The organism is Corynebacterium sp. MSK044 (genome assembly GCF_030232825.1).
GTDB lineage: Bacteria > Actinomycetota > Actinomycetes > Mycobacteriales > Mycobacteriaceae > Corynebacterium.
On record NZ_JASPJJ010000006.1, the window covers coordinates 40,481 to 61,912 of the forward strand.

At 60.8% G+C, this 21,432-nt stretch carries 24 protein-coding genes; 16 read left to right on the plus strand and 8 right to left on the minus strand.

What is annotated here, in order from left to right; genetic code table 11:
* The first annotated feature begins 58 nt into the window (after nucleotides 1-58).
* From QP994_RS05285 to QP994_RS05295, 3 genes are all read left to right on the plus strand, one after another.
* Nucleotides 59-688 (plus strand): TIGR03085 family metal-binding protein, encoded by a 630-nt coding sequence (locus tag QP994_RS05285; protein ID WP_284865634.1) that lies wholly within the window; start codon nucleotides 59-61, stop codon nucleotides 686-688.
* Between the two features lie 61 nt (nucleotides 689-749).
* On the plus strand, nucleotides 750-3,557 hold the full coding sequence (locus tag QP994_RS05290) for an FtsK/SpoIIIE family DNA translocase (RefSeq protein WP_284865635.1): 2,808 nt from the start codon (nucleotides 750-752) through the stop codon (nucleotides 3,555-3,557).
* 211 nt (nucleotides 3,558-3,768) lie between these two features.
* Nucleotides 3,769-4,941, plus strand: a complete 1,173-nt coding sequence (locus tag QP994_RS05295; RefSeq protein ID WP_284854742.1) for a TerC family protein — start codon at nucleotides 3,769-3,771, stop codon at nucleotides 4,939-4,941.
* Between the two features lie 10 nt (nucleotides 4,942-4,951).
* Here QP994_RS05295 and QP994_RS05300 read toward each other — a convergent pair whose 3' ends face one another.
* Nucleotides 4,952-5,236, minus strand: a complete 285-nt coding sequence (locus QP994_RS05300; protein WP_284854744.1) for a YciI family protein — start codon at nucleotides 5,234-5,236, stop codon at nucleotides 4,952-4,954.
* Here QP994_RS05300 and pgsA point away from each other — a divergent pair.
* From pgsA to QP994_RS05320, 4 genes are all read left to right on the plus strand, one after another.
* A complete protein-coding gene (pgsA, locus tag QP994_RS05305; protein ID WP_284854745.1) occupies nucleotides 5,235-5,804 on the plus strand; it encodes a CDP-diacylglycerol--glycerol-3-phosphate 3-phosphatidyltransferase in 570 nt (189 codons plus the stop codon). The two genes, QP994_RS05300 and pgsA, sit on opposite strands and share 2 nt — an antisense overlap.
* The gene (locus QP994_RS05310; protein ID WP_284865636.1) at nucleotides 5,801-6,298 is read left to right on the plus strand and encodes a CinA family protein; all 498 of its coding nucleotides are present in this window, start codon (nucleotides 5,801-5,803) and stop codon (nucleotides 6,296-6,298) included. Before pgsA ends, QP994_RS05310 begins: the two co-directional genes overlap by 4 nt.
* A gap of 8 nt (nucleotides 6,299-6,306) precedes the next feature.
* Nucleotides 6,307-6,654: a helix-turn-helix domain-containing protein gene (locus QP994_RS05315; RefSeq protein ID WP_284854747.1), complete on the plus strand. Its 348-nt coding sequence runs from the start codon at nucleotides 6,307-6,309 to the stop codon at nucleotides 6,652-6,654.
* Between the two features lie 111 nt (nucleotides 6,655-6,765).
* Nucleotides 6,766-7,611 (plus strand): PspA/IM30 family protein, encoded by an 846-nt coding sequence (locus tag QP994_RS05320; protein ID WP_284854748.1) that lies wholly within the window; start codon nucleotides 6,766-6,768, stop codon nucleotides 7,609-7,611.
* Nucleotides 7,612-7,672: 61 nt separating this feature from the next.
* On the opposite strand, the gene QP994_RS05325 is transcribed toward QP994_RS05320, so the two are convergent.
* From QP994_RS05325 to QP994_RS05335, 3 genes are read right to left on the minus strand one after another with little or no spacing between them, the layout of a single operon-like run.
* Nucleotides 7,673-8,287 (minus strand): energy-coupling factor transporter transmembrane component T family protein, encoded by a 615-nt coding sequence (locus QP994_RS05325; RefSeq protein ID WP_284854749.1) that lies wholly within the window; start codon nucleotides 8,285-8,287, stop codon nucleotides 7,673-7,675.
* Complete coding sequence (locus tag QP994_RS05330) at nucleotides 8,284-8,976, minus strand: energy-coupling factor ABC transporter ATP-binding protein (protein ID WP_284865637.1); 693 nt, start codon at nucleotides 8,974-8,976, stop codon at nucleotides 8,284-8,286. The genes QP994_RS05325 and QP994_RS05330 overlap by 4 nt, the downstream gene beginning before the upstream one ends.
* 9 nt (nucleotides 8,977-8,985) lie before the next feature.
* On the minus strand, nucleotides 8,986-9,573 hold the full coding sequence (locus QP994_RS05335) for a biotin transporter BioY (RefSeq protein ID WP_284865638.1): 588 nt from the start codon (nucleotides 9,571-9,573) through the stop codon (nucleotides 8,986-8,988).
* 74 nt (nucleotides 9,574-9,647) lie between these two features.
* Between QP994_RS05335 and QP994_RS05340 the strand changes: the two genes are divergently transcribed.
* The 6 genes from QP994_RS05340 (at nucleotide 9,648) to QP994_RS05365 (ending at nucleotide 15,246) form a co-directional block, all read left to right on the plus strand.
* Complete coding sequence (locus QP994_RS05340) at nucleotides 9,648-9,863, plus strand: DUF3046 domain-containing protein (protein WP_284854752.1); 216 nt, start codon at nucleotides 9,648-9,650, stop codon at nucleotides 9,861-9,863.
* Nucleotides 9,864-10,055: 192 nt separating this feature from the next.
* Complete coding sequence (gene recA / locus QP994_RS05345; RefSeq protein ID WP_284865639.1) at nucleotides 10,056-11,165, plus strand: recombinase RecA; 1,110 nt, start codon at nucleotides 10,056-10,058, stop codon at nucleotides 11,163-11,165.
* A gap of 3 nt (nucleotides 11,166-11,168) precedes the next feature.
* Nucleotides 11,169-11,780 (plus strand): regulatory protein RecX, encoded by a 612-nt coding sequence (locus tag QP994_RS05350; protein WP_284865640.1) that lies wholly within the window; start codon nucleotides 11,169-11,171, stop codon nucleotides 11,778-11,780.
* Nucleotides 11,781-11,822: 42 nt separating this feature from the next.
* Nucleotides 11,823-13,364, plus strand: coding sequence for a tRNA (N6-isopentenyl adenosine(37)-C2)-methylthiotransferase MiaB (miaB, locus tag QP994_RS05355; RefSeq protein ID WP_502870013.1), 1,542 nt, complete (start codon nucleotides 11,823-11,825; stop codon nucleotides 13,362-13,364).
* 10 nt (nucleotides 13,365-13,374) lie between these two features.
* On the plus strand, nucleotides 13,375-14,004 hold the full coding sequence (locus QP994_RS05360; protein WP_284865642.1) for an Rv2732c family membrane protein: 630 nt from the start codon (nucleotides 13,375-13,377) through the stop codon (nucleotides 14,002-14,004).
* 66 nt (nucleotides 14,005-14,070) lie between these two features.
* Nucleotides 14,071-15,246, plus strand: coding sequence for a Fic family protein (locus QP994_RS05365; RefSeq protein ID WP_284854757.1), 1,176 nt, complete (start codon nucleotides 14,071-14,073; stop codon nucleotides 15,244-15,246).
* Here QP994_RS05365 and QP994_RS05370 read toward each other — a convergent pair.
* Entirely contained in the window at nucleotides 15,238-16,290 is a 1,053-nt protein-coding gene (locus tag QP994_RS05370; protein ID WP_284865643.1) for a GNAT family N-acetyltransferase, read from the minus strand. The two genes, QP994_RS05365 and QP994_RS05370, sit on opposite strands and share 9 nt — an antisense overlap.
* A 2-nt stretch (nucleotides 16,291-16,292) precedes the next feature.
* On the minus strand, nucleotides 16,293-17,660 hold the full coding sequence (locus QP994_RS05375; RefSeq protein WP_284854759.1) for a DUF349 domain-containing protein: 1,368 nt from the start codon (nucleotides 17,658-17,660) through the stop codon (nucleotides 16,293-16,295).
* A gap of 123 nt (nucleotides 17,661-17,783) precedes the next feature.
* On the opposite strand from QP994_RS05375, the gene QP994_RS05380 reads away from it, so the two are divergent.
* Genes QP994_RS05380 through dapF form a run of 3 tightly spaced genes read left to right on the plus strand, consistent with a single transcriptional unit; the run spans nucleotide 17,784 to nucleotide 20,171 of the window.
* A complete protein-coding gene (locus QP994_RS05380) occupies nucleotides 17,784-18,380 on the plus strand; it encodes a hypothetical protein (protein ID WP_284854760.1) in 597 nt (198 codons plus the stop codon).
* Nucleotides 18,373-19,293, plus strand: coding sequence for a tRNA (adenosine(37)-N6)-dimethylallyltransferase MiaA (gene miaA / locus QP994_RS05385; protein WP_284865644.1), 921 nt, complete (start codon nucleotides 18,373-18,375; stop codon nucleotides 19,291-19,293). The genes QP994_RS05380 and miaA overlap by 8 nt, the downstream gene beginning before the upstream one ends.
* Nucleotides 19,290-20,171: a diaminopimelate epimerase gene (gene dapF, locus QP994_RS05390; RefSeq protein ID WP_284865645.1), complete on the plus strand. Its 882-nt coding sequence runs from the start codon at nucleotides 19,290-19,292 to the stop codon at nucleotides 20,169-20,171. Before miaA ends, dapF begins: the two co-directional genes overlap by 4 nt.
* Here the strand turns inward: dapF and QP994_RS05395 are convergent.
* Both QP994_RS05395 and QP994_RS05400 read right to left on the minus strand, forming a co-directional pair.
* Complete coding sequence (locus QP994_RS05395) at nucleotides 20,121-20,630, minus strand: hypothetical protein (protein WP_284865646.1); 510 nt, start codon at nucleotides 20,628-20,630, stop codon at nucleotides 20,121-20,123. The genes dapF and QP994_RS05395 overlap by 51 nt on opposite strands.
* Before the next feature lie 18 nt (nucleotides 20,631-20,648).
* Nucleotides 20,649-21,410, minus strand: coding sequence for a hypothetical protein (locus QP994_RS05400; RefSeq protein ID WP_284865679.1), 762 nt, complete (start codon nucleotides 21,408-21,410; stop codon nucleotides 20,649-20,651).
* Nucleotides 21,411-21,432 lie beyond the last annotated feature (22 nt).

The window sequence follows — 21,432 nt, forward strand, 5'->3', positions numbered from 1 at the left end:
TCTTCCTGAGGCCCCGTTCCTACCTTATGGAGCGGGGCTTCGGTCTATTCTGGGCAGCATGTCGTTTCAACAGTCTGAACGCTCAAAGCTTGCCCAGTTGCTCCTAGATGTGGGTCCCGATGCGCCAACGTTGTGTGCTGGGTGGACCACCCAGGACCTGGTGACACACATGTACATCCGGGAGAACCAGCCCCACCGGGCGGTGGGCTATTTGATGCCGGCGCTGAAGTCGGTGACCGCGTCTGCTGAGGAATCAGTGAAGCAGCGCAACTATGAGGACGTGGTGCGCGCGTGGGCAGCGGGGCCACCGGCGTTTGTGAAGCCACTTGATTCGCTGATAAACGTGTCCGAGAACTTCATCCACCACGAGGATGTGCGTCGTGGTGGGGACCGCCCGATGGAGCCACGTGAATTTTCTGGGGCGGTGGAGAAGAAGCTCATGTCCGCGGCGGCGATGATGGGCAAGCTGGCTCTCTCGAGTGGGGACGTGCCCGTGATTCTTACCCCGCCGAACCTTCCCGCAGTGACGCTCGGCGGTAAGCGGGGTGTGGCAGTGGATGGTTCCCGCGTCGTCCGCGTGAAGGGTGAGCCGGGGGAGTTGCTGTTGTGGGTGACCGGCCGCGACAAAGTCAAGGTGGAGATTAGCGGCGAAGCAGAGGATATCGCGGCAGTCAAGCGTCGTATCTAGACCCACTATGGCCGGTGTGGCGTATGTGATTTGAGGGACGCAAGGTATTACAGTGGTCCCCATGTCTGCCACCAGTACCTCACGCCGAAATAAAGGCCGCTCACAGACGGGCCCCAAGGGCCGCGCTAAGCGATCAACCGGTAGCTACGGCTACCGCTCGTCTTCGGGCGCTGCCGATGCCTCCGATGAGAGGGTTGGTTCTGCCGTGGGTGCTGTTGGCCGCGGTGTGGGAAACGCCGCACGCGACATTACGGGTGCCTTCAAGGTTGTGGGTGGCCGGGGGCGCCGGCGCCGTGAAGAAATTCAGGATGACTACGACGCCACAGAAGCCGCCACCTACGAAGAAATGGACGAGGACGTGAACTCCCGTCGCGCCCCTAGCGCCGATGCGATCGGCCTCATTCTCATTGGGCTTGCGGCCGTCCTTGGTGCCTCGGTGTGGATGGACGTTGCCGGCCCCGTCGGCGCGTTGATCGCTAGCGGCACATCGTGGGTCATTGGGGCCGGTGCGCTGGTGTTGCCGGTGGTGCTCGTTGGTATCGCTATCGCATTGATGCTGAATCTTGGGGACTCCGCTTCGGAACGGGCACACAGTGGAGTTGGCCTGACGATTATCGCGGTGTGCATGCTCGGATTGATCCACATTTTTGCTGGTTCGCCGGGGGATTGGGAGAGCCGCCGTATAGCGGGCGGTGCTGTTGGTGCGTTCATCGGCGGGCCACTGAGTGCCGGGTTTACGCCATTCGTTGCGGTTCCACTGTTGGGCCTGGTCATCGTGTACGCGGCCCTGTTGGCTACCGGTATTACGGTGCGTGAGTCTTTCGACTATATCCGTGGCTTGTTCAGCTCCATTGCAAGCAGTGCTCATACCCCAGATCCCGAGGATGAAGACCTTTACGCGGACGCAGACGATGACATTGATGCCATCGCGGAGGAACGCCCCCGTGCTCGTCGTCGCACGCCGATGGACAACTACCCAGTCGATGAGCCTACGCTTTTCGACGGGGACAGTACCGCCCCCGCTCCCGAGGAGCCCAAGAAGAAACGCTCCACCCGCAAGAAGGTGGGAGTGGCACCATCCATCGTTGATGAGCCGGACAACGAGACCAAGATTCTCGAACGCCCGACTCCTGTAACGGAGACCACAACCGATGCGGTCTCCGCCTCGCGGGAAGAGATGCGTAAGGCAATCATCGCTCGTTCTGGAATTGATGCGGCGGGGAAGGCTGGGGGAGACGCAGAAAAGCCTTCTCCTCGCGTCCCCGAGACGACGACGGACTACAAGATTCCGTCTACCAGCCTGCTCATTGCGGGTAAGACCCCGAAGACGCGCACTGAGGCCAATGACCGCATGATCGAGGCGATCACTGAGGTCTTTGAAGAATTCAACGTTGATGCCCAGGTGACTGGGTTCTCCCGCGGCCCGACAGTGACGCGCTACGAGGTTGAGCTCGGGCCCGGCGTGAAGGTGTCCAAGATCACCAACTTGCAGTCCAACCTGGCCTACGCCGTGGCTACGGACAACGTCCGCCTGCTCACCCCGATCCCCGGTAAGTCTGCCGTGGGTATTGAGGTCCCCAACGCCGACCGTGAAATGGTTCGTCTGCGTGACGTGCTTGATGCGCCGACTGTGCGTGGTGATCACGATCCGATGCTTATCGGTCTGGGCAAAAACATTGAAGGCGACTTCGTCTCTGCATCCGTGCAGAAAATGCCGCACCTGCTCGTGGCGGGTTCCACGGGTTCTGGTAAGTCCGCGTTTGTGAACTCGATGCTCGTGTCGCTGCTTACCCGTGCGACGCCGGAAGAGGTCCGGCTCATCCTCGTTGACCCGAAGATGGTGGAGCTCACGCCGTACGAGGGCATTCCACACCTGATCACCCCGATCATCACCCAGCCAAAAAAGGCAGCTGCTGCCTTGCAGTGGCTCGTGGAGGAGATGGAGCAGCGCTACATGGACATGAAGTCCGCGCGCGTGCGCCACATTAAGGACTACAACGCGAAGGTTCGCGCGGGCGAATACACCGCGCCAATCGGCTCGGAGCGTGAGGTGCGCCCTTACCCGCTCATCATTTGTGTGGTGGACGAGCTCGCCGACCTCATGATGACGGCGCCGAAGGAGATCGAGGACTCCATCGTCCGCATCACTCAGAAGGCGCGTGCCGCTGGTATCCACCTGGTGTTGGCAACGCAGCGTCCGTCTGTGGACGTTGTCACCGGCTTGATCAAGACGAACGTGCCGTCGCGCCTGGCGTTTGCCACGTCCTCGCTCACTGACTCCCGTGTCATCTTGGACCAGGCGGGTGCAGAGAAACTCATCGGTATGGGTGACGCGCTGTTCATCCCGCAGGGCGCCGGCAAGCCACAGCGTCTGCAGGGCGCGTTCGTCTCTGATGAGGAGATCCAGGCCGTCGTTGAAGCTGTCAAGGAACAGGGCGAGCCACACTACACCGAGGGGGTCACCGAGGAGAAGGCGCCGGAGAAGAAGGACATCGACGAAGAGATCGGCAAGGACATGGACGATCTGCTCGAGGCTGTCGAGCTCGTTGTCACGTCCCAGCTCGGGTCGACCTCGATGCTGCAGCGCAAACTGCGCATCGGTTTTGCCAAGGCTGGTCGCCTCATGGACCTCATGGAGTCCCGTGGCGTTGTCGGCCCCTCCGAAGGCTCGAAGGCCCGCGAGGTGCTGGTCAAGCCGGAGGAGCTGGACACCATCATCTGGATGATCAAGGGTGCAGATCCCGCTGAGGCCCCCAAGGAGGTGCTCGAGGAACAGGAGCTTGACGACGAGACCTCCGACGCACCCGACGCCCCCGACACGCCCAACACGGTGACCGCCACATACAACCCCACAGGCGGCGCGTTCTAGCGCCAATGCTCACTGCTCCGGCGGGGCGGTGAGGCGCAGATGGCCAAAACCGTGTAGTGTTGCCCCTCGTTGGAGGGGAGTACCCCGGAAGCGGTGGCGATCGTCAACACGGAAGTGGAATGTTTCCCGGTCGGGCCGGCCAGTCGTCGATAAGCATGGCGGGTGGGGGAGACCTCCGGTTGTTACTCATATCTAACCGGAGGTTGCGTACATGCATGTGCCCCTTTCTATTTGGCTGATCACCTCGGCGGTGATCCTCGGCTTCTTCGTCTTTGACTTCGTGTCCCACGTGCGTACGCCGCACGAACCGTCCATGAAAGAATCAGGCGGCTGGGCAGCGTTCTATATGACGATGGCCTGCATCTTCGGCGGCATCGTGTGGTGGCTGTGGGATGCCGAACACGGCGTGCAGTTCTTCACCGGTTACATCACTGAGCTGTCACTCAGTGTGGACAACCTGTTTGTGTTCGCACTCATTATGGGTGCGTTTAAGATCCCGCGCGCATATCAGCAGAAGGTGCTGCTCATCGGCATTGTGATCGCGCTGATCTGCCGTTTGGCCTTCATTCTGCTCGGCGCAGTGATCATTGAGGCGTGGTCCGACGTCTTCTACATTTTCGCCGCATTCCTGTTGTACACCGCGATCAAGCTTGTTTATGACGAAGCCACTGACCAGGAAGACCCAGACCCGAACGACATGTTCGTGGTCAAGACCCTGCGCAAGGTCATCCCGGTGACGAAGTCGTACCACAGTGACCGTCTGTTCTCCGTCACAGAAGCGGGCAAGAAGGCAGTGACCCCGCTGTTCGTGGCGCTTCTGTCCATTGGCTTTGTTGACGTCATGTTTGCCTTCGACTCCATCCCGGCGATCTACGGCATTACCCAGGAAGCATTCCTGGTGTTCACCGCTAACGCGTTTGCGCTGTTGGGTCTGCGTCAGCTCTACTTCCTGCTCAACGGTCTGCTGGATAAGCTTGTGTACTTGCCGTACGGCCTAGCGGTGGTGCTTGGATTCATCGGTGTGAAGCTGCTGCTGCACGCGCTGCACGAGAACAACCTGTCCTTCATCAACGGTGGTGAAAACGTCAACGTGCCGGAAGTCAGCACGGTGCTGTCGCTCGTGATCATCGTGGGAGTGCTCATCGTGACGGCTGTAGCGTCGATCATCAAGGAGCGTTCAGACATCAAGGCGGGCCTGCTGGAACGCGACGCGATGAAGTACCACGTGGACTATGATGACCACGGGAACCGCCGCAAGGTGGATGCCCACGGTAACCACATCGAGTGGATCGATGATCCGGCAACCTCGGGCAAGGGGGACCACACCGCCACCGGATCGCGGGAAACCTCGCACCTGGATGTCAAGCGTGGCGGTGCCCGCTAGATCGCAGAAACTACTCCCACACGTTGATGACGGGGCTCCACTCGCGGAAGTCCCGGTCCGCCAGAGCGCCTGCTGTCAAGTACGGGTCTTCCGCCAACAGTTCGGCGGCAGCCCCTAACGAGGACCCGTCGCGCATGCGCAGGATGATCACGGACTGGTTCCCATCCCCGTACGGCCCGGCGGCAATGACATACCCCTGATCTTTTAGTCGGGCGATGAAAGAGCGGTGGGCGGGACGGGTCTCGTGGATAAGAGAATGCTCCCCGTACGTGTAGGTAACAATAAAGTGGGTCATGGACGCGGATTCTAATAGGGTTGGGGGTGTGAAACAGTCCAATTGGAATCTTCCGAACGTTCTGACATCTTTGCGCATCATTTTCACGCCGGTGTTCGCGTGGCTTGCGCTGAGTGAGCGCTGGTGGTGGGCGTTTGGTCTGTTCGTGGCGTTGATGATCACGGACAAACTTGATGGTGATATTGCGCGCGCACGTGGTCTGATCACTGACTTTGGCAAGATCGCGGACCCGATTGCGGATAAAGCGTTGATGATTACGGCGCTGGTGACACTGAATATTGCCAGCTCGCTGCCGATCTGGATCACCGTGGTCATTGTGGTGCGTGAGCTGGGTATCACGGTGTGGCGCATGTGGATGTTGCGTCAGGGCAAGGTGGTGCCGGCGTCGAAGGGTGGCAAGCTCAAGACTGTGCTGCAGACGCTCGGCGTGGCGCTGTACCTGTGCCCGCTACCAAGCTGGATGGATGTGCCCACGCTTGTTGTCATGCTCATTGCCGTTGTGGTCACGGTGGTTACGGGCGGGCAGTATCTCGTCGACGGCGCCCGCGCGAATAGGAAGGCAGCATGAGTCTCGCGAGCTCGCTTATTCGCGTCCTCCAGGCCCACTCCCACACCCTTTCCTTCTGCGAATCCCTCACCGCAGGCTTGGCGTGCGCGACGGTAGCGAACGTGTCGGGCGCGTCGGCTGTGCTGCGTGGTGGGCTGGTGACGTATGCCACGGACCTTAAGGGGAGTTTGGCGGGCGTGCCCGCGGATGTTTTGGTCGAGCATGGGCCTGTGTCGCCTGTGACTGCAGAACACATGGCGCGCGGTGCACAGCGCGTGTGTGGCTCCGATTGGGCAGTTGCTCTCACGGGCGTTGCGGGGCCGACCCCTCAAGACGGGCACCCGGTGGGCGAAGTGTACGTTGCTGTGGCAGGGCCCATGCGCACCATCGCGGAGCGCGCGCCGCAGATTGCCGGAGACCGGCAAACCATCCGGGAGGCCGCAGTGACAGCAAGTTTGGAGATGCTGGAACGTGAAATTCGGGAATGGGAACAAAAAGAAGGAATGGTTCGTTAGAACACGTGATGGCAACAACAACGACTCTTAAGTACCAGCCCGCACCGGAGGTTATTACCCGCGAGAAGGTGCGTGAACCGCTGCTGCGGGAAGCCCTTGGCATGTCCCTGCGCGCATTCCGTGCGGATAAAGGTGTGACGCTGCGTGAACTGGCATCCCAGGCACGTGTTTCACCCGGCTACCTGTCCGAACTGGAACGAGGCCGCAAAGAAGTGTCCTCTGAACTGCTTGCTTCCGTGTGTGTTGCACTGGACACCACGGTGTCTGAACTGCTGATGGAAGCTGCGGCGAACCTCTCGCTCCAAGCCATGGCAGACGAGCTGGCACACACACCTCCTGCCGCCGCAGAGGTTTAGTGCGGTCTCGAGTGACGCGCGAGCGGGCGCGCTCCGCTACCATATAGACGAACATTTCTTAACAACAATCTTCTGCTGCAGTTCTGCACACGAAAGAAAGGCAAATGCACCGTGGCTAATCCTTTTGTTAAAGCTTGGAAGTACCTGATGGCGCTTTTCGACAACAAGATCGAAGAGCACGCTGACCCCAAGGTTCAGATCGAGCAGGCTATCGGCGAGGCGCAGCGCCAGCACCAGGCTCTGTCCCAGCAGGCAGCAGCAGTGATTGGTAATCAGCGTCAGCTGGAGATGCAGCTCAACCGTCGTCTGGCGGATGTGGAGAAGCTCCAGTCCAACACCCGTCAGGCTCTGCAGCTGGCCGATAAGGCACGTGCTGATGGTGATAACCAGAAGGCTACCGAGTACGAGAACGCCGCTGAGGCTTTCGCTGCTCAGCTGGTCACCGCCGAGCAGGGCGTTGAGGATACCAAGCAGCTCCACGACCAGGCTCTGCAGCAGGCACAGCAGGCTAAGCAGGCCGTTGAGCGCAACGCGATGCAGCTGCAGCAGCAGGTCGCTGAGCGCTCCAAGCTGCTCTCCCAGCTGGAGCAGGCCAAGATGCAGGAGAAGGTCGCCGAGTCCCTGCAGTCCATGAATGCCATCACTGGAGGTAACCAGCCGAACTTGGACCAGGTGCGTGAGAAGATCGAGCGCCGCTACTCCAAGGCCCTCGGCCAGGCTGAGCTTGCACAGGGCTCTGTCCAGGGCCGCATGGCTGAAGTCGAGCAGGCTGGCATCCAGATGGCTGGCCACTCTCGCCTCGAGCAGATCCGCGCTGAGATGGGCCAGCTTGAGTCCGGCAAGGGACAGCAGGCCATCGAGGGTGGCGACACTGGCGCTGCTGACTCCACGGACACCACGGGCGTGTCTGACGATGCAGTGGCTGAGCGCATGCGTGAGCTGCGCGGCGAGAGCTAAACCACCTTCAACGTCTAACCCCGGCATGTGGATGCACTCCACGGCCGGGGTTTTGCGTTGCCTAATCGACGGCGCCACGCGCCATGAGTGCTTCACCCGTCATCTCGGCTCTGCGGATGCTGCGGATCACCAGGGGAGTGCCGAAGGCCAAGAGGGAGAAGCGCGCACCGCGAGCTTTGCGGGCCTCGAGGGATTCGTTCGCGGTGTTCAGGATGATGGGGATCTGACGGATAGTCAGGGCAATGGCGAGTGAAATGGTGTCTACAGGGACGCCAATGCGCGTGAGCGGTGCCATGTTTGATTCCAAAGCGGCAAGAAGTTCCTCAACGGTTGTGGTGAGGGTAAGCAGCGTCGCCGCGAGGAAAGAAGCGATAAGCCCGATGGTGACGGTGATCATCCTTTCGAAACCGTTTTGCCACCACATGAACGCCGCGAGGAACGCCATGAAAGGCAGGACGGGAGCGATCTGGCGCCAGGTGGTGCGCACGGGGATCCGGGCTACTGCGTAGAGGAAAAGGACCCCACCCAGCACAGCAGCTGTGTGCCAAGGACGAGTGGGCAGCCATGTGGTCAAGATGATCAGCACCACGATGGCCAGAAATTTCAGCGTGGGTGAAGCCCGGTGCACCAAGGTGGTGCCGGGGACGTAGACGCCGAGGGGGAGCTCACGGATCATGAGGAGGTGCGCTCCATGAGGTCGGTGTAGAAGGAGATGGCATCGCGAGGGGTGCCGTCGTAAGCAATGGCCCCGTCGTTAAGACAGATGACCCGGTCAAAGTTGTGGAGCATGTCAAGGTCATGGGTGACGACGATGACTTGCTGCTCCAACTCCTGCAGCTCCCGAATGATCCGCTTGCGGTTGCGTAGATCAAGCAGAGTGGTGGGCTCGTCCGCAATGATTGTCTCCGGCTCGATGACCAAAACGGCGGCAAGCGCCAGCATCTGTTTCTCGCCCCCGGACAACGTGTGTGGAGAGTTTTCTGCCAAAGCAGTGAGCCCGAACCTCTCCATCATGGCGTCGACGCGTTGGTTCACCTCCACCTTGGGCAGTTTGAAACGTCGCAGTGAAAAGGCGATGTCCTCACGGACACGCGGCATGACAATCTGGGCCTCCGCGTCGGAGAAGATGAAGCCCACCCGGCGACGGATGTGTTTGCCGTGCGTGGTGGTGGGGGAGGCGTCGAAAAGCACACGGCCTCGAGTGGGTTCAATGAGGCCGTTGATCAAACGCACGAGCGTCGATTTGCCGGACCCATTTGAGCCGATGATGCCGATGCGCTGCTCGGTGAGAGTCAGCGACACGGGCTCAAGGATCGTTGTTCCTTCGTAGACGACTCCTGCGCCGTCGAACGTGATAGTGGGCACGGGGCAAGCTTATCGACGACGTAGTTGCGGGAACGCCGCATGGACAGCGAGAGCGATCAAAACCATGACCGTAAGCTTGGCCAGGTCGGGAAGGATGAACGCTCCCTGGGCAGCGACCGCGGTACCGAGGGTCATGTCCGCGCGCCACATCATGCCGAACGCACCGAAGAAATATTGCAGGAAGACAGCGGCGAGGCCAGCAATGGCGAACAACGCGGCCATGGCCGTCTTATTGTCTCGTGGTGCGCGGTAGGCAATGTAGCCAGCTGCAGCGGCGCCAAGGAGGTAGCCGAGCAAGTAGCCGATACTGGGGCCCGCGAAAGCTTGAATGAGCGTGCGGCCGCCGGCGAGGACCGGGAAGGCGAGGCTGATGAGCAGGAACAGACCGGTGGCTAGGAAACCACGGCGACCACCGAGCACGAGGCCTGCGAGGATGGTGGCCACATTCTGCAGCACGATGGGCACGCCAGCCACGCCGACTGGGATGGAGACGAACCCAAGTACGCAAATGAGCGCGGTGAACATGGTGATGAGCGCAAGATCTTTCGCCACGTTGGCGTTAGAGGGCGAAGAAGATGTAGAGACAGTGTTAGACATGCCGGATACTTTAATGCACAAACTTGAACACTGTTCAATAGGTCCCTTTGAGTGAGGGTTGTATGGTGGTGGCCATGCGCTTGACGGAGTTCCAGCAACGCGTTACCGACGAGTTTGGTGACGCAAAAGGTCAATGGGTCGTCTCTTCCCACGTCTTTCCGGGGGAGGGGAAGACGGCTGCGGAACTGATCGAAAGTGGAGTCGATCCCCGGGTTGTTTGGGATGGCCTGTGTGAGGCCTTTGACGTGCCGGAAGAGCGACGCCTCGGTATTGACCGTCCTGGAAAATAAACTCCAGAAAATTTTCTTTCGAACATCCGTGCGTGTATGTTCGGGGGTGGTGTCCGATATCGCATTAATGTAATTCGCAGCAACGGGGAACCGGATGCGAGGTTAGAGCGGTCTAAGTAAGTGCACCACTTATTTAACTTGAACTGCCCCGCACGGGGAGACGGTGAACAACGAAAGGACAAAGAGACACCCATGGCAACGAAGAAGAAGGCTGGTTCAGCAGCCAACGATCGCCAGAATGCGCTTGATGCCGCAATGGCGATGATTGAGAAGGACTTTGGCAAGGGCGCCATCATGCGCTTGGGCGATGAGAAGCGCCCGCCGATTCAATCCATCTCTTCCGGCAACACGGCGATTGATGTGGCGCTGGGTATCGGAGGGTGGCCACGTGGCCGCGTTGTGGAGATCTACGGACCGGAGTCTTCCGGTAAGACCACGGTGGCGCTACACGCCATCGCTGAAGCACAGCGCGCCGGCGGCATTGCTGCGTTCATTGACGCGGAGCACGCTCTTGATCCGGATTACGCCCGGAAGCTTGGCGTGGACACCGATAATTTGCTGGTTTCGCAGCCGGACACCGGTGAGCAAGCGCTGGAAATTGCGGACATGCTGGTGCGCTCTGGCGCGATTGACATCATCGTCATTGACTCGGTGGCAGCGTTGACGCCGAAGGCCGAGATTGAGGGCGAGATGGGTGACAGTCACGTTGGCCTGCAGGCTCGCCTCATGTCCCAGGCGCTGCGCAAGATGACGGGTGCGCTGTACAACTCCGGTACCACCGCGATCTTTATTAACCAGCTGCGTGAGAAGATCGGCGTCATGTTCGGGTCCCCGGAGACCACCACGGGCGGTAAGGCCCTGAAGTTCTACGCTTCCGTGCGCTGCGATGTCCGCCGAATTCAGACGCTGAAGGATGGGCAGGATTCCATTGGTAACCGCACCCGCCTCAAGGTGGTGAAGAACAAGGTCTCACCACCGTTCAAGATCGCCGAGTTCGACATCATGTACGGCGAAGGCATCTCGCGTGAGTCCTCCATCATTGACATGGGCGTGGACAACGGGATCATCAAGAAGTCCGGTTCCTGGTTCACCTATGAGGGCGACCAGCTGGGGCAGGGCAAGGAGAAAGCCCGCACTTTCCTCAAGGAGAACCCGGACCTGGCCGATGAGCTGGAGCGCAAGATCTTTGAGAAGCTCGGTGTCGGTGAGTTCGCTGGCCAGGATGAACTGACGGATGACCCGGTGGACATGGTCCCCAACATCGACTTCGACGATGAGGATGCTGCTCCAGCTGGAGAATAATCCGTGAGGGAGAGAAAACAGCCGGACCCGGAGAAAATCCGCGCGTTACAAAAGGCGCTCGAGGAATACTCCGGGCAGGAACCGCTTATCGACGAAACGCGGGAGAAAGCCCTCTCCCGCATCCGCGAACGTGCCCTCCTTCTCCTGGATTCACGGGCGCGGTCCCGCCAGGAGCTGCGCGATCGGCTGGTGAAAGCTGAGTTCGAACCGGAGCTCGTCGATGAAGTGTTGGATTCTTTCCAGCGCAACGGCTTGGTCGACGATCTGGCTTTCGCGCGCGAGTGGGTGCGTCAGCGTTTTGAGCGGCGCGGTAAGTCCGCCGCCATGCTGGACGTGGAGCTGCAACGCAAAGGCGTGGGGGACGCCGACCGGGCAGAGGCACTCAGCGTCATCGAACGCGAAGACGAGCGTGAAGTGGCGCGTGGCCAAGCGGTGAAGAAGGCGCGGCAGGTCAAACGTGTGCCTGAAGATCGGCAGCAGCGGGACAAAGAGTTGCGTCGTATCGTCGGGGTGCTCGCACGGAGGGGATTCAACTCCGGTATGTCGCTTCAGATCGCGCGGGAGGCCTTGGCAGAGCGTTGTGCAGAGTTGGAATCGGAGTCGGTGGAGGATTAGCCACGACTCGTGGTGACAGTTAGGAGAGTTCACCGCGCGGGAATAGACTGTCCCACCGTGACAACCGCAACACAACCTTCCCTGACACAGCCCCGCACGTACGAGGTACGCACCTTCGGCTGCCAAATGAACGTGCATGACTCCGAACGCCTGTCTGGCCTGCTTGAAGAAGCGGGGTACACGGCGGCACAGGAGAATGAGGAAGCTGACCTCATCGTGTTCAACACGTGCGCCGTGCGTGAGAACGCGGACAAGCGACTCTACGGCACGCTTGGGCAGCTGCGTGAGGTGAAGCGCAATCACCCGGGCATGCAGATCGCCGTTGGTGGCTGCCTCGCGCAGAAGGACCGAGACGTGGTGGTGAAGAAGGCGCCGTGGGTAGATGCCGTGTTTGGTACTCACAACATGGCGGCGCTTCCGGCGTTGCTTGACCGTGCGCGGGTAAGTGAGGAAGCCCAGGTTGAAATCGTTGAGGCCTTGGAGCACTTCCCGTCGGTTCTACCGGCGAAGCGGGAATCGTCCTATGCAGGTTGGGTGTCTGTGTCCGTGGGCTGCAACAACACGTGCACGTTCTGCATCGTGCCATCCTTGCGTGGCAAGGAGCAGGACCGTAGGCCGGGCGACATTCTCGCCGAGGTCAAAGCGCTCGTGGACCAAGGCGTGAGCGAGGTGACACTGCTCGGCCAAAACGTCAACGCATATGGCGTGAACTTTGTGGATCCGGAGTTGGACCGCGACCGTTCTGCTTTCTCGAAGCTGCTGCGCGCCTGTGGTGAGATCGAGGGCCTTGAGCGCGTCCGCTTCACCTCCCCGCACCCGGCGGAGTTCACCTCCGATGTCATTGATGCGATGGTGGACACCCCGAACGTGTGCCCGCAGCTGCACATGCCGTTGCAGTCAGGTTCGGACAAGGTGCTCAAGGACATGCGCCGTTCATACCGTTCGAAGAAGTTCCTGGCCATTTTGGATGAGGTGCGGGAGAAACTGCCGTACGCCTCCATCACTACGGACATCATCGTGGGGTTCCCAGGTGAGACGGAAGAGGACTTCCAGGCCACCCTCGACGTGGTGGAAAAGGCCCGGTTTACCTCCGCGTTTACGTTTCAGTACTCGCCGCGCCCCGGCACTCCGGCGGCGGAAATGCCTGACCAGATCCCTAAAGAGGTCGTGCAGGAGCGCTTCGAGCGTCTGCTGGCGCTGCAGGAGCGCATCAGTGAGGAAGAAAACATCAAGCTCATTGGCACAGAGCAGGAGCTTCTCGTCCAGGAGAGCAACGATAAGAAAGAGACTGGCCGCATGTCCGGCCGTGCGCGTGATGGACGACTCGTGCACTTCACGGTGTCCGGCAACATCGATGACACCGTGCGTCCGGGTGACATCGTTCATGTGACGGTTACGGAAGCCCGCCCGCACTATCTCATTGCGGATTCAGGCATTCACTCGCATCGCCGCACGCTCGCTGGCGATAATGCTGAGGCTGGCCAGGTGCCCACCACAGCACCTGTCGGCGTTGGCCTCGGTTTGCCTAAGATTGGGGCACCAAGCCCATCACCCGCCGCGTCCGCGTGCGGTTCATGCGGATAAGGAGAGCAGATTGCTTAACGACGTCACCCCAACCCCCGAAAAACCCCTCGCCACCCGCCTCGACCTCGGGTGGCGTAAGTGGGTCCTCGTGGCGGTGATTGCCGTCTATGTGATGACTCTCTTCCTGCCATACGCCGCCGGTACTCCGGGATGGCAGGTGCTCTCGTTTACAGAGCCGGCTGATACCCACATTGCATTGGCAGAGCGCGTATTCACGCTGGTGTCCTTCGCATCACTGGTTGTGTTCAGCGTGCTTGCCCTCGCGCTTCGGCACACATCCCCGGCGATGGTGGCGTGGTTGACAGCCTGCATCGGCCTTGCCACAGCTCTGTTGGGAACATGGATGCGCCAGACCGGTACAGCCGGTGGCTCCACCGGTGCCGGCATGTACCTTGCCATCGTGTGCCTGGTTGTGGCCGTGCCGATTCTCACATCAGCATGGCTACGCCGCGATGAGGAGCAGACCCGCTACGAGGAGACCCGTCGCGCCAACCCCGAAGCTAACCCGGTTGCGGACGTCCAGTCCGCTGCCACCCAAGCCCACTCACACGCCGACTCCGCGCAGGATGTCCCCGCACACCTCGTCGACGATCGCCGCGCCCAGGCCCGCGAGTGCCACCAAAATTCCAAGAGTGAGTGATCCTGAAGGATCCTCTCTGCGACGTCCTACTGGAGATAGGATAAGCACTTATCCTATCCTCTAATCATGTCTTGGCCTAGGTTCCGTACTGAAACTTTGCCGTGGGTGCCCCGCGGTGAGATGTCGCGTCGCGCCCGAACGAAGGCGCCGACCACGTACGAGAGTGTGCTTGTTCCCGCGATAGCACGGGAGGTTTTGGATCTTTCGGCTGATCTTCAGGCGGAAGTTGAGCGGGCGACGATTGCTGTCGCGCGTTTTGACGCCACGGTGGCACACCGTCTCATTCCGTTTACGCCACTGCTGCTGCGGACTGAGTCGGTGGCGTCGAGCAAGATTGAGAATCTCTCGTCCTCAGCGCGCAGTGTGTTGGAAGCCGAGTTGACGGGCAGTAGACGTGGCAATGCCGGGCTGATTGCGAGCAATGTCCATCAGATGGAGGCAGCGAAAGATCACGACGTTGAACAGCTCGCTGATCTTCTAGAGCTTCATCGAATTCTGCTCGCTGACAGCGCGCCCACTATTGCTGGTGTGTTGCGGAATGAACCCGTGTGGATTGGGGGCGCGGACCAGTACCCGTTGGATGCCTACTTTGTTGCGCCACATCAGTGTCACCTTTCAGAAGCGTTGGAAGACTTTCTGGAATTCTTCGCACGTGACGATCTTCCCGCCTTGGCCCATGCAGCGGTGGCGCATGCGCATTTTGAGAGCATCCACCCGTTTGCCGATGGCAACGGGAGAACAGGCCGTGCGCTGATTCACGTTCTGTTGCGTCAGCGCGGGCTGACCAGGCAGACCTCGTTGCCTATCTCAGCGTCGCTTTTGGCAGATGTGGATAGGTACTTTGCAGCGTTGGATGCCTATCGCGACGGCGATGTCACATCGATCATCAGCTTGTTCGCGCACGCTGCTTATGAGGCGATGAGGCGGGGTGAATGGTTTGTTGCTGAGCTCGATGGCGTGCGCGAAGAGTGGGAAGGATTAGTCACCGCGCGTAAAGACGCGACTGACTGGAGGGCACTGGATGTCCTCATTTGCCAACCCGTTATCACCGTGGCCGCTTTGACGGAGGAACTAGGTATCACCCCGGCGGCGGCGCGTGCGACGCTCGTCCGTCTTGAGGAAAATGGGATTCTCATTGGTGCGCAGATGTCGAATAAAGTGCGCGCGTGGCGCGCTCAGGATGTGCTTGATCTTCTGGATGAGTTTGGGGATGGTATGCGGCGCAGTATTGCATCAACCTGAGCGCTTCTGCCAGGCAGTAGAGCTGGAAATGATCTTGGCGTTGGCGGCGCGGAGCAGGCACGTGACAGGTTCGCTGCCAGCGGGGGCGGATACGTAGCAGGTTTCCACCTTGGGCCATTCGGTACGCGCAGCGGCGAGAACGCTGGAGAGAAGTTGTTTGGCGGAGCCTTGACCGCGTGCATCGGGGAGGACGTAGACGAGGCCGAGTTCCATGGGGGTGTCATCGTCGACGTCGTAATGGACGGCTTCAGCCAGCCCGATGAAATGGTCGCCAGACCGCAGAAGTGCGGTGAGTTGGTTGCCGCCGCGGTCGCGGAGGCGGGCGCTGGCATCGCAGACGCGCTGTTCGGTCCAGTCGACTATGTCGAGTGTGAGCTCGCCACGTGGGTAGTCCCGGGAAGCAGCGCTAATGAGCGTTCGGAATCCGGAGAGATCTTCGGGCGAGAAGTCCATGTTGTGGACGATGGTGCAGGTGGGGGACTCAGGCAAGCCAAGGCCATCAAGCACAAAGGTCGCCTGGGTTTCCCGGTATGCCTGGGTGTAGCCTGCGTCGGCGAGGAGCGCCGCCGCAGGAGAGCTGGCACCCGGGGCGTGGGTGTCCCAAAGATGGTGGATGGGGCGGTGGGTGGTGGTGGAGAGGGCGTCGATAAGCAATAAAGCTTCTCCCCACGGCTCAGGCGGCACGGGTTCGCCGGGCAGTGGTGCGATGGCGGCGTCGAGCGTGACGGTGGCTTCGATGATGCTGGTGTCTTCGAGCAATGGCAATGAGACGAAGACCCAGGCAGAGATGTCCGCGAGGTCAGATGCATGGAGCTCCGGATAGCCGTGTGCACCGAGTGGGCGGGGTGCCGCAACATCGGTGAGTGCGAAGAGGAGCGCCTGGGATTCGGCAGACCCTTCAAGCCGTTTAGCCAGGTGGGTGGCGGTGACGCCGGAGTGGGCATCGCCGGTGATGTCCTGGATGGCCAGTGTGGCGGAAAAAGCGTAGGCGCCGACAACCTCATCGGCGTCGACGCTACGTGGATTGAGCAGAAGGGCGTGCAAGGCTAGCTATCGATGGCCTTGGCGGCAACGTCAGCGAATTCCTGCCACTGCTCCGCCTGGGCGCGCAGCTCAGCAGCAGCCTTGGCATCGCCCTTGGCTTCGGCGGCTTCAGCCTTGGCGCGGAAGTCATCGGCCTTGACCTGGAACTGGTTGGCCTTATCCTGCTGGACCGGGTTGGACTTGCGCCACTGCTTCTCTTCGGCGGCGGCAACGCGCTGTTCGATCTCGCCAATCTTGTCTTCGTACTCGCGGACCTTGTTGCGCGGGACGTAGCCGATTTCATCCCACTTGTCCTGCAGTTCACGCAGCTTGGCCTTGGCTGTGCCGAGCCCCTTCTCTGGGTCGATCAGCGGGCCGTACTCTGCGATGAGTTCATCCTTGGCCTTTGCGTTGGCCTCGAACTCACGGTCGCGTTCGTCGTTGACGGCGTTGCGTGCAGCGAAGAAGTGGTCTTGGGCGGCGCGGAAGCGCTTCCACAGTTTGTCATCCACATCGCGCGGGGCGCGGCCGGCGGCCTTCCACTCCGTCATGAGGTCGCGGAACGCGCGGGCGGTGTCACCCCAGTCGGTGGAGTCCTTGATCTTCTCGGCGCGCTCGATGATGTCTTCCTTGGTGGCCTTCGCGGCGGCACGGCCACGGTCTAGCTCAGCGAAGTGGGCACCGCGACGGCGGTTGAAGGAATCGCGTGCCTTGGAGTAGCGCTTCCACAACGCGTCATCGGTCTTACGGTCAATGCCACGGATGGTCTTCCACTCGTCAAGGATGGCGCGGATGCGGTCACCGGCGGCCTTCCACTCGGTGGAGTTCGCCGCCAAATCTTCAGCTTCAGCAGCTAGGGCTTCCTTGCGGGAGATTGCTTCGGCGCGGCGGGTTTCCTTTGCTTCCTTGGCCTTTTCACCAGCCACATCAGCGTGCTCTAGCACTGCCTTGAGCTGGGTTTCCAGGGAGTCCAGGTCACCGACAACAGCCTGTTCGTCCAGGGAATCAATGAGTTGCTGGGCCTGTGTGCGCACAGACGAAGCGTCTTCCGGGCGGGTTGCCAGGCGATTGTCCAAGAGAGCAACCTCAGTGGACAAGTCCACGAAGCGCTGGGCGTAGTGCTCAAGGCCTTCCTCCGGGGTGCCGGCCTGCCAGGAGCCGACAGCGCGCTCGACGCCACCGCGGGTGACGTACACGGTGCCTTCAGCATCAACGCGACCAAACTTCGCAGCCTCGGAAGCATCCACCGACGGTGTAGTCGGTGCGACGGGGGCTGGTGCTGGGGTGGCGGCGACACCAGCGCCAGGGCGTGGGCCCGGCTTGGGGGTCCGGGAGGGCATGGCGCCGGGGTTGGGAGTCGGGGTCTTGCCTTCAATGGGTGGCTGCGTCATGGTGAGGCATCCTTTCACTTTCATCTGTGTGCCGCGCGACACGGCTGCCGTAATGGTTTGCAACTTTACCGTCACCGGTGCTGCGGTGTCAGACGTTGCCCACGGAGGGATAGGCTACTAGGCGTGAATCAGTTCAATGTGCTCATCATTCCGGGGTCTCCGGCGCTTGTTGTGGAGCTTGCACCCCGTGATGGTGCTGGCCGGGAGCTCACAGCCGCGATCCGCACGTTGATCGCCCACGACACCCGCCCCATTCACATCGTGGGCTCGCGCGATGAGCGGTGGTACACGCGTCACACTGGGTCGTTCGCGGCGTGGGGTGCTCCGCAGGTGAACGTGGGCGGCGGTAATTACGCCGCGGAGCTCGTTGCACGGTATTGCCTTGGGCCCGCATCGGCGCGCGTGACGGATTCGCGTGGGACTCTGCAGTCACTTGACCCAGACGTGCTCACCGTTGTCGTCCTCGACGGTTCAGCGGGTCTCACCCCGCGCGCGCCACTCGCGCTCATCGAAGGGGCAGAAGCCACGCATGAGCAGATGGCACGGTTCTTGGATGGCACAGCAACGTTGCCGCAGGACCTCGCGGAGTACGGCGTGATCGAACCTGCGCTGTGGGAACAGCTTGCTGCCCAGCCCGCGAGGAACAAGCAGCTCATTGCCACGGATTCCTCGTTGGGGGTGGGCAGGTTTGTTGCCACATGGGAGGTTGATCATGGATAAGACACCCATTGCAGTGGTGGGGCCGACGGCGTCGGGGAAGTCGCTCTTAAGCATTGCTCTGGCACACGAGCTTGATGGTGAAGTGGTCAATATCGACTCGATGCAGCTCTACCGCGGCATGGATATCGGCACCGCGAAGCTCACACCCGCCGAACGCGAGGGCGTGCCACATCATTTGCTGGATATCTGGGATGTCACGCGCACAGCGTCCGTCGCTGAGTATCAGGCGCGCGCGATTGAGACAGTCGAGGACATCGCCGCGCGCGGCAAGGTTCCCATCCTCGTCGGCGGATCCATGATGTACGTGCAATCGCTTATCGACGCCTGGCAGTTCCCACCCACCGACCCCTTTGTTCGCGCTAAGTACGAACAACGACTAGAGGAGATCGGTGTGCAGGCCCTCCACGCGGAACTGGCCGAGATTGATCCACAGGCCGCGAGCATCATTGAGGACAATGATCCGCGCCGGACAGTGCGTGCGCTTGAAGTGATTGAGCTCACCGGCAAACCCTTCCAGGCCTCCCAACCGCCGAAGGACGCCCCACCGCGGTGGGGAACGCAGATCCTGGGTCTGCGCACGACAGCGGAGTGGCTCAACCCACGCATTGAACTACGCACACACCAGATGTTCGAGCGTGGCTTTGTTGAGGAGGTTCAAAGCCTGGTTGCGGATGGCCTTGTTGCGGATTCCACTGCGGGGCGCGCCATTGGTTATGCCCAGGTGCTCGCCTACATGGCGGGGGAGTGCACCCTTGATGAAGCGATTGAATCGATCATCATGGGCACCCGCCGCTACGTGCGCCGCCAACGCTCCTGGTTCAACCGGGACAAGCGCATCAGCTGGCTCGATGCCACTCTGGCGGATGGAGAGCCGGAAGCGCTGCTTCAAGCAGCACTAGAATCGCTCAGGTGAGTAATAACACCGAGCATGCCGCCACCCTTGCCTTCATCAAAGCGCACGGGACGGAAAACGATTTCGTTGTTGTCATTGATGTGGATGACGAACTTGAAAAGCGTGGCGTGCTCACCGCCAACCTTGTTGCGGCATTGTGCGATCGGCGCACCGGAATCGGTGCGGATGGTTTCCTGCGTGTTGTTCGTGCGGAGAATGGCTGGTTCATGGACTACCGCAACGCGGACGGCTCCATTGCCGAAATGTGCGGCAACGGCATCCGCGTCTTTGCCCACGTGCTAGCTGCACTCGGCTTGGAGGAGCGCGCACACTTTGACGTGGATACTCGCGCCGGGATCAAGCACGTCGCCGTCCACGAGATCAGTCCGACGCATGCTGTCATCGAAGTGGACATGGGGCGCGTTGCGGTCACCGGTGTTTCCACGGCAGGCATGGGGGAGTTCTCCTTCGCTGGCCTGGGCGTGGACGTGGGGAACCCGCATCTGGCATGTGTCATTCCGGGAATGACATCGAAACAGCTCGCTGGTATGGACTTCACACAGCCGATGTATGACACCGAATTTTTCCCTGACGGCGTCAACGTGGAGATCCTCACGGAAATGCACGACGGTGAGGTGTCCATGCGGGTGTGGGAACGCGGTGTAGGGGAGACACGCTCCTGTGGTACGGGCACCGTGGCTGCTGCCCGCGCAGCACTGGCAGACGCGGGAATTGAAAACGGGACTGTCACAGTGAACGTGCCGGGCGGGGCAGTCACTGTTGCGCTCACCGATGACAACGCCACAATGACGGGTCCGTCCGTCATCGTCGCCCGCGGGGAGGCTGAATTAATCGGCGTTGCGGGCAGCGCGTCGGGCATCAGACCAGGAACACGCTAACTCACTAGCGCGCTGATCGGCGATGGTAATGAGCTTTTCTAGTTCGTGGCGGGAGAGGTCGCTTTGCAGCAAGTGCGTATCCACGCGGGCGAGGAAGCGACGGGATGAGTCCAGACGCAGCTGAAAATCCTCTACCTCCGGGATGTCGCTGTTGGGCACCGCGAGTGCGCGGTAAGTGAGGGTTCGTTGCGTGAGGGCTTCGAGGTCCGTGCCTGAGGTGAATTCGTCGTACCAGTCGATGATCTCCGCGATGTCATCGCGCGCAACGCGCAGGGAAGCTTTGAGGGCTTCAATCTCCGGGTCAACGGTGGAATTGCGGAAACCGATGAACGCGATCGCGGCGAGACCTACACCCAGGACCAGGCCCAGGAATCCCAAACGGGCCACCAGCAAAATGGCAACCACCATCGCGAGAGTCAGCCAAATAGCTGCCTCTCGGTTGCGGTTGCTCCTAGGCATGGGGTGCTCCTAGTGGTTCTAGTGGCCACCACAGCCACAGCTGCCGCCACCGCCACCGCAGCCGCCACCGCCGCCGCAGCCAGCTGCCATCATCACCGATGCGGCAAGGACCGCAGTGCCAGCGACAACGGAGTTACGCTCCGGCAGCTCGCCACCAAAGGCATCAGCGGGCACGACAACGTCGAAGGGGAAGGCACCATCGACAGACAGGTGGATGAAACGCTCACCCGTCAACGCATTGGTGCGGTGCTCCGCTTCCAGCACGCGGGCAGAGAAACGCGCTGCAGCATCCGGGGTGGCGGGCTTGCCACCGGAGACGATCTCAGCACCCTCGGACACGATCGTGCCGAGTATCTCACCGGTAGCGGAAAGATAATCGTCCACGCTTGCGTAGTGCTGCACATCAACGCCGAGGGCGGTGAAGCCCATTTCTTGCCATTGGAGCGTGGATTCGTCGACAAGCAGGGGGCCCTGCGCGATGTTCGCGGTGACTGACGTGATCACATTGCCCATTGGATCGACGATCTCGCAGAACCCGACAACATCATTGACCATGCTCACGTGCGCATACGAGCGTGTAGTGGAGGCAAAGCCAGCGAAAGTGGCAAAAGGTTCCACAGCCAGGATGTTCAGCTGTGCGCCCGAAGGATCGGCGAACTGAATCAACTGTCCGCCCCGGACCTCACCCGTCACTTCAAGCTGGTTTGACGCAATCGCGGCCTCCACCGCGTCCTGCCAACGCGTGAAGTTCATGCCAATGCTGGAAAGATCTTTCGTGATCGTGTCGCTCATACGCCCGACT

What these genes read in the sequence shown, in the direction of transcription:
- QP994_RS05285 (WP_284865634.1), top strand. Translation starts at nt 59, where the DNA reads ATGTCGTTTCAACAGTCTGAACGCTCAAAGCTTGCCCAGTTGCTCCTA.
- QP994_RS05290 (WP_284865635.1), top strand. Translation starts at nt 750, where the DNA reads ATGTCTGCCACCAGTACCTCACGCCGAAATAAAGGCCGCTCACAGACG.
- QP994_RS05295 (WP_284854742.1), top strand. Translation starts at nt 3,769, where the DNA reads ATGCATGTGCCCCTTTCTATTTGGCTGATCACCTCGGCGGTGATCCTC.
- pgsA (WP_284854745.1), top strand. Translation starts at nt 5,235, where the DNA reads ATGGACGCGGATTCTAATAGGGTTGGGGGTGTGAAACAGTCCAATTGG.
- QP994_RS05300 (WP_284854744.1), bottom strand. Translation starts at nt 5,236, where the DNA reads ATGACCCACTTTATTGTTACCTACACGTACGGGGAGCATTCTCTTATC.
- QP994_RS05310 (WP_284865636.1), top strand. Translation starts at nt 5,801, where the DNA reads ATGAGTCTCGCGAGCTCGCTTATTCGCGTCCTCCAGGCCCACTCCCAC.
- QP994_RS05315 (WP_284854747.1), top strand. Translation starts at nt 6,307, where the DNA reads ATGGCAACAACAACGACTCTTAAGTACCAGCCCGCACCGGAGGTTATT.
- QP994_RS05325 (WP_284854749.1), bottom strand. Translation starts at nt 8,287, where the DNA reads ATGATCCGTGAGCTCCCCCTCGGCGTCTACGTCCCCGGCACCACCTTG.
- QP994_RS05335 (WP_284865638.1), bottom strand. Translation starts at nt 9,573, where the DNA reads ATGTCTAACACTGTCTCTACATCTTCTTCGCCCTCTAACGCCAACGTG.
- QP994_RS05340 (WP_284854752.1), top strand. Translation starts at nt 9,648, where the DNA reads ATGCGCTTGACGGAGTTCCAGCAACGCGTTACCGACGAGTTTGGTGAC.
- recA (WP_284865639.1), top strand. Translation starts at nt 10,056, where the DNA reads ATGGCAACGAAGAAGAAGGCTGGTTCAGCAGCCAACGATCGCCAGAAT.
- QP994_RS05365 (WP_284854757.1), top strand. Translation starts at nt 14,071, where the DNA reads ATGTCTTGGCCTAGGTTCCGTACTGAAACTTTGCCGTGGGTGCCCCGC.
- QP994_RS05375 (WP_284854759.1), bottom strand. Translation starts at nt 17,660, where the DNA reads ATGACGCAGCCACCCATTGAAGGCAAGACCCCGACTCCCAACCCCGGC.
- miaA (WP_284865644.1), top strand. Translation starts at nt 18,373, where the DNA reads ATGGATAAGACACCCATTGCAGTGGTGGGGCCGACGGCGTCGGGGAAG.
- QP994_RS05395 (WP_284865646.1), bottom strand. Translation starts at nt 20,630, where the DNA reads ATGCCTAGGAGCAACCGCAACCGAGAGGCAGCTATTTGGCTGACTCTC.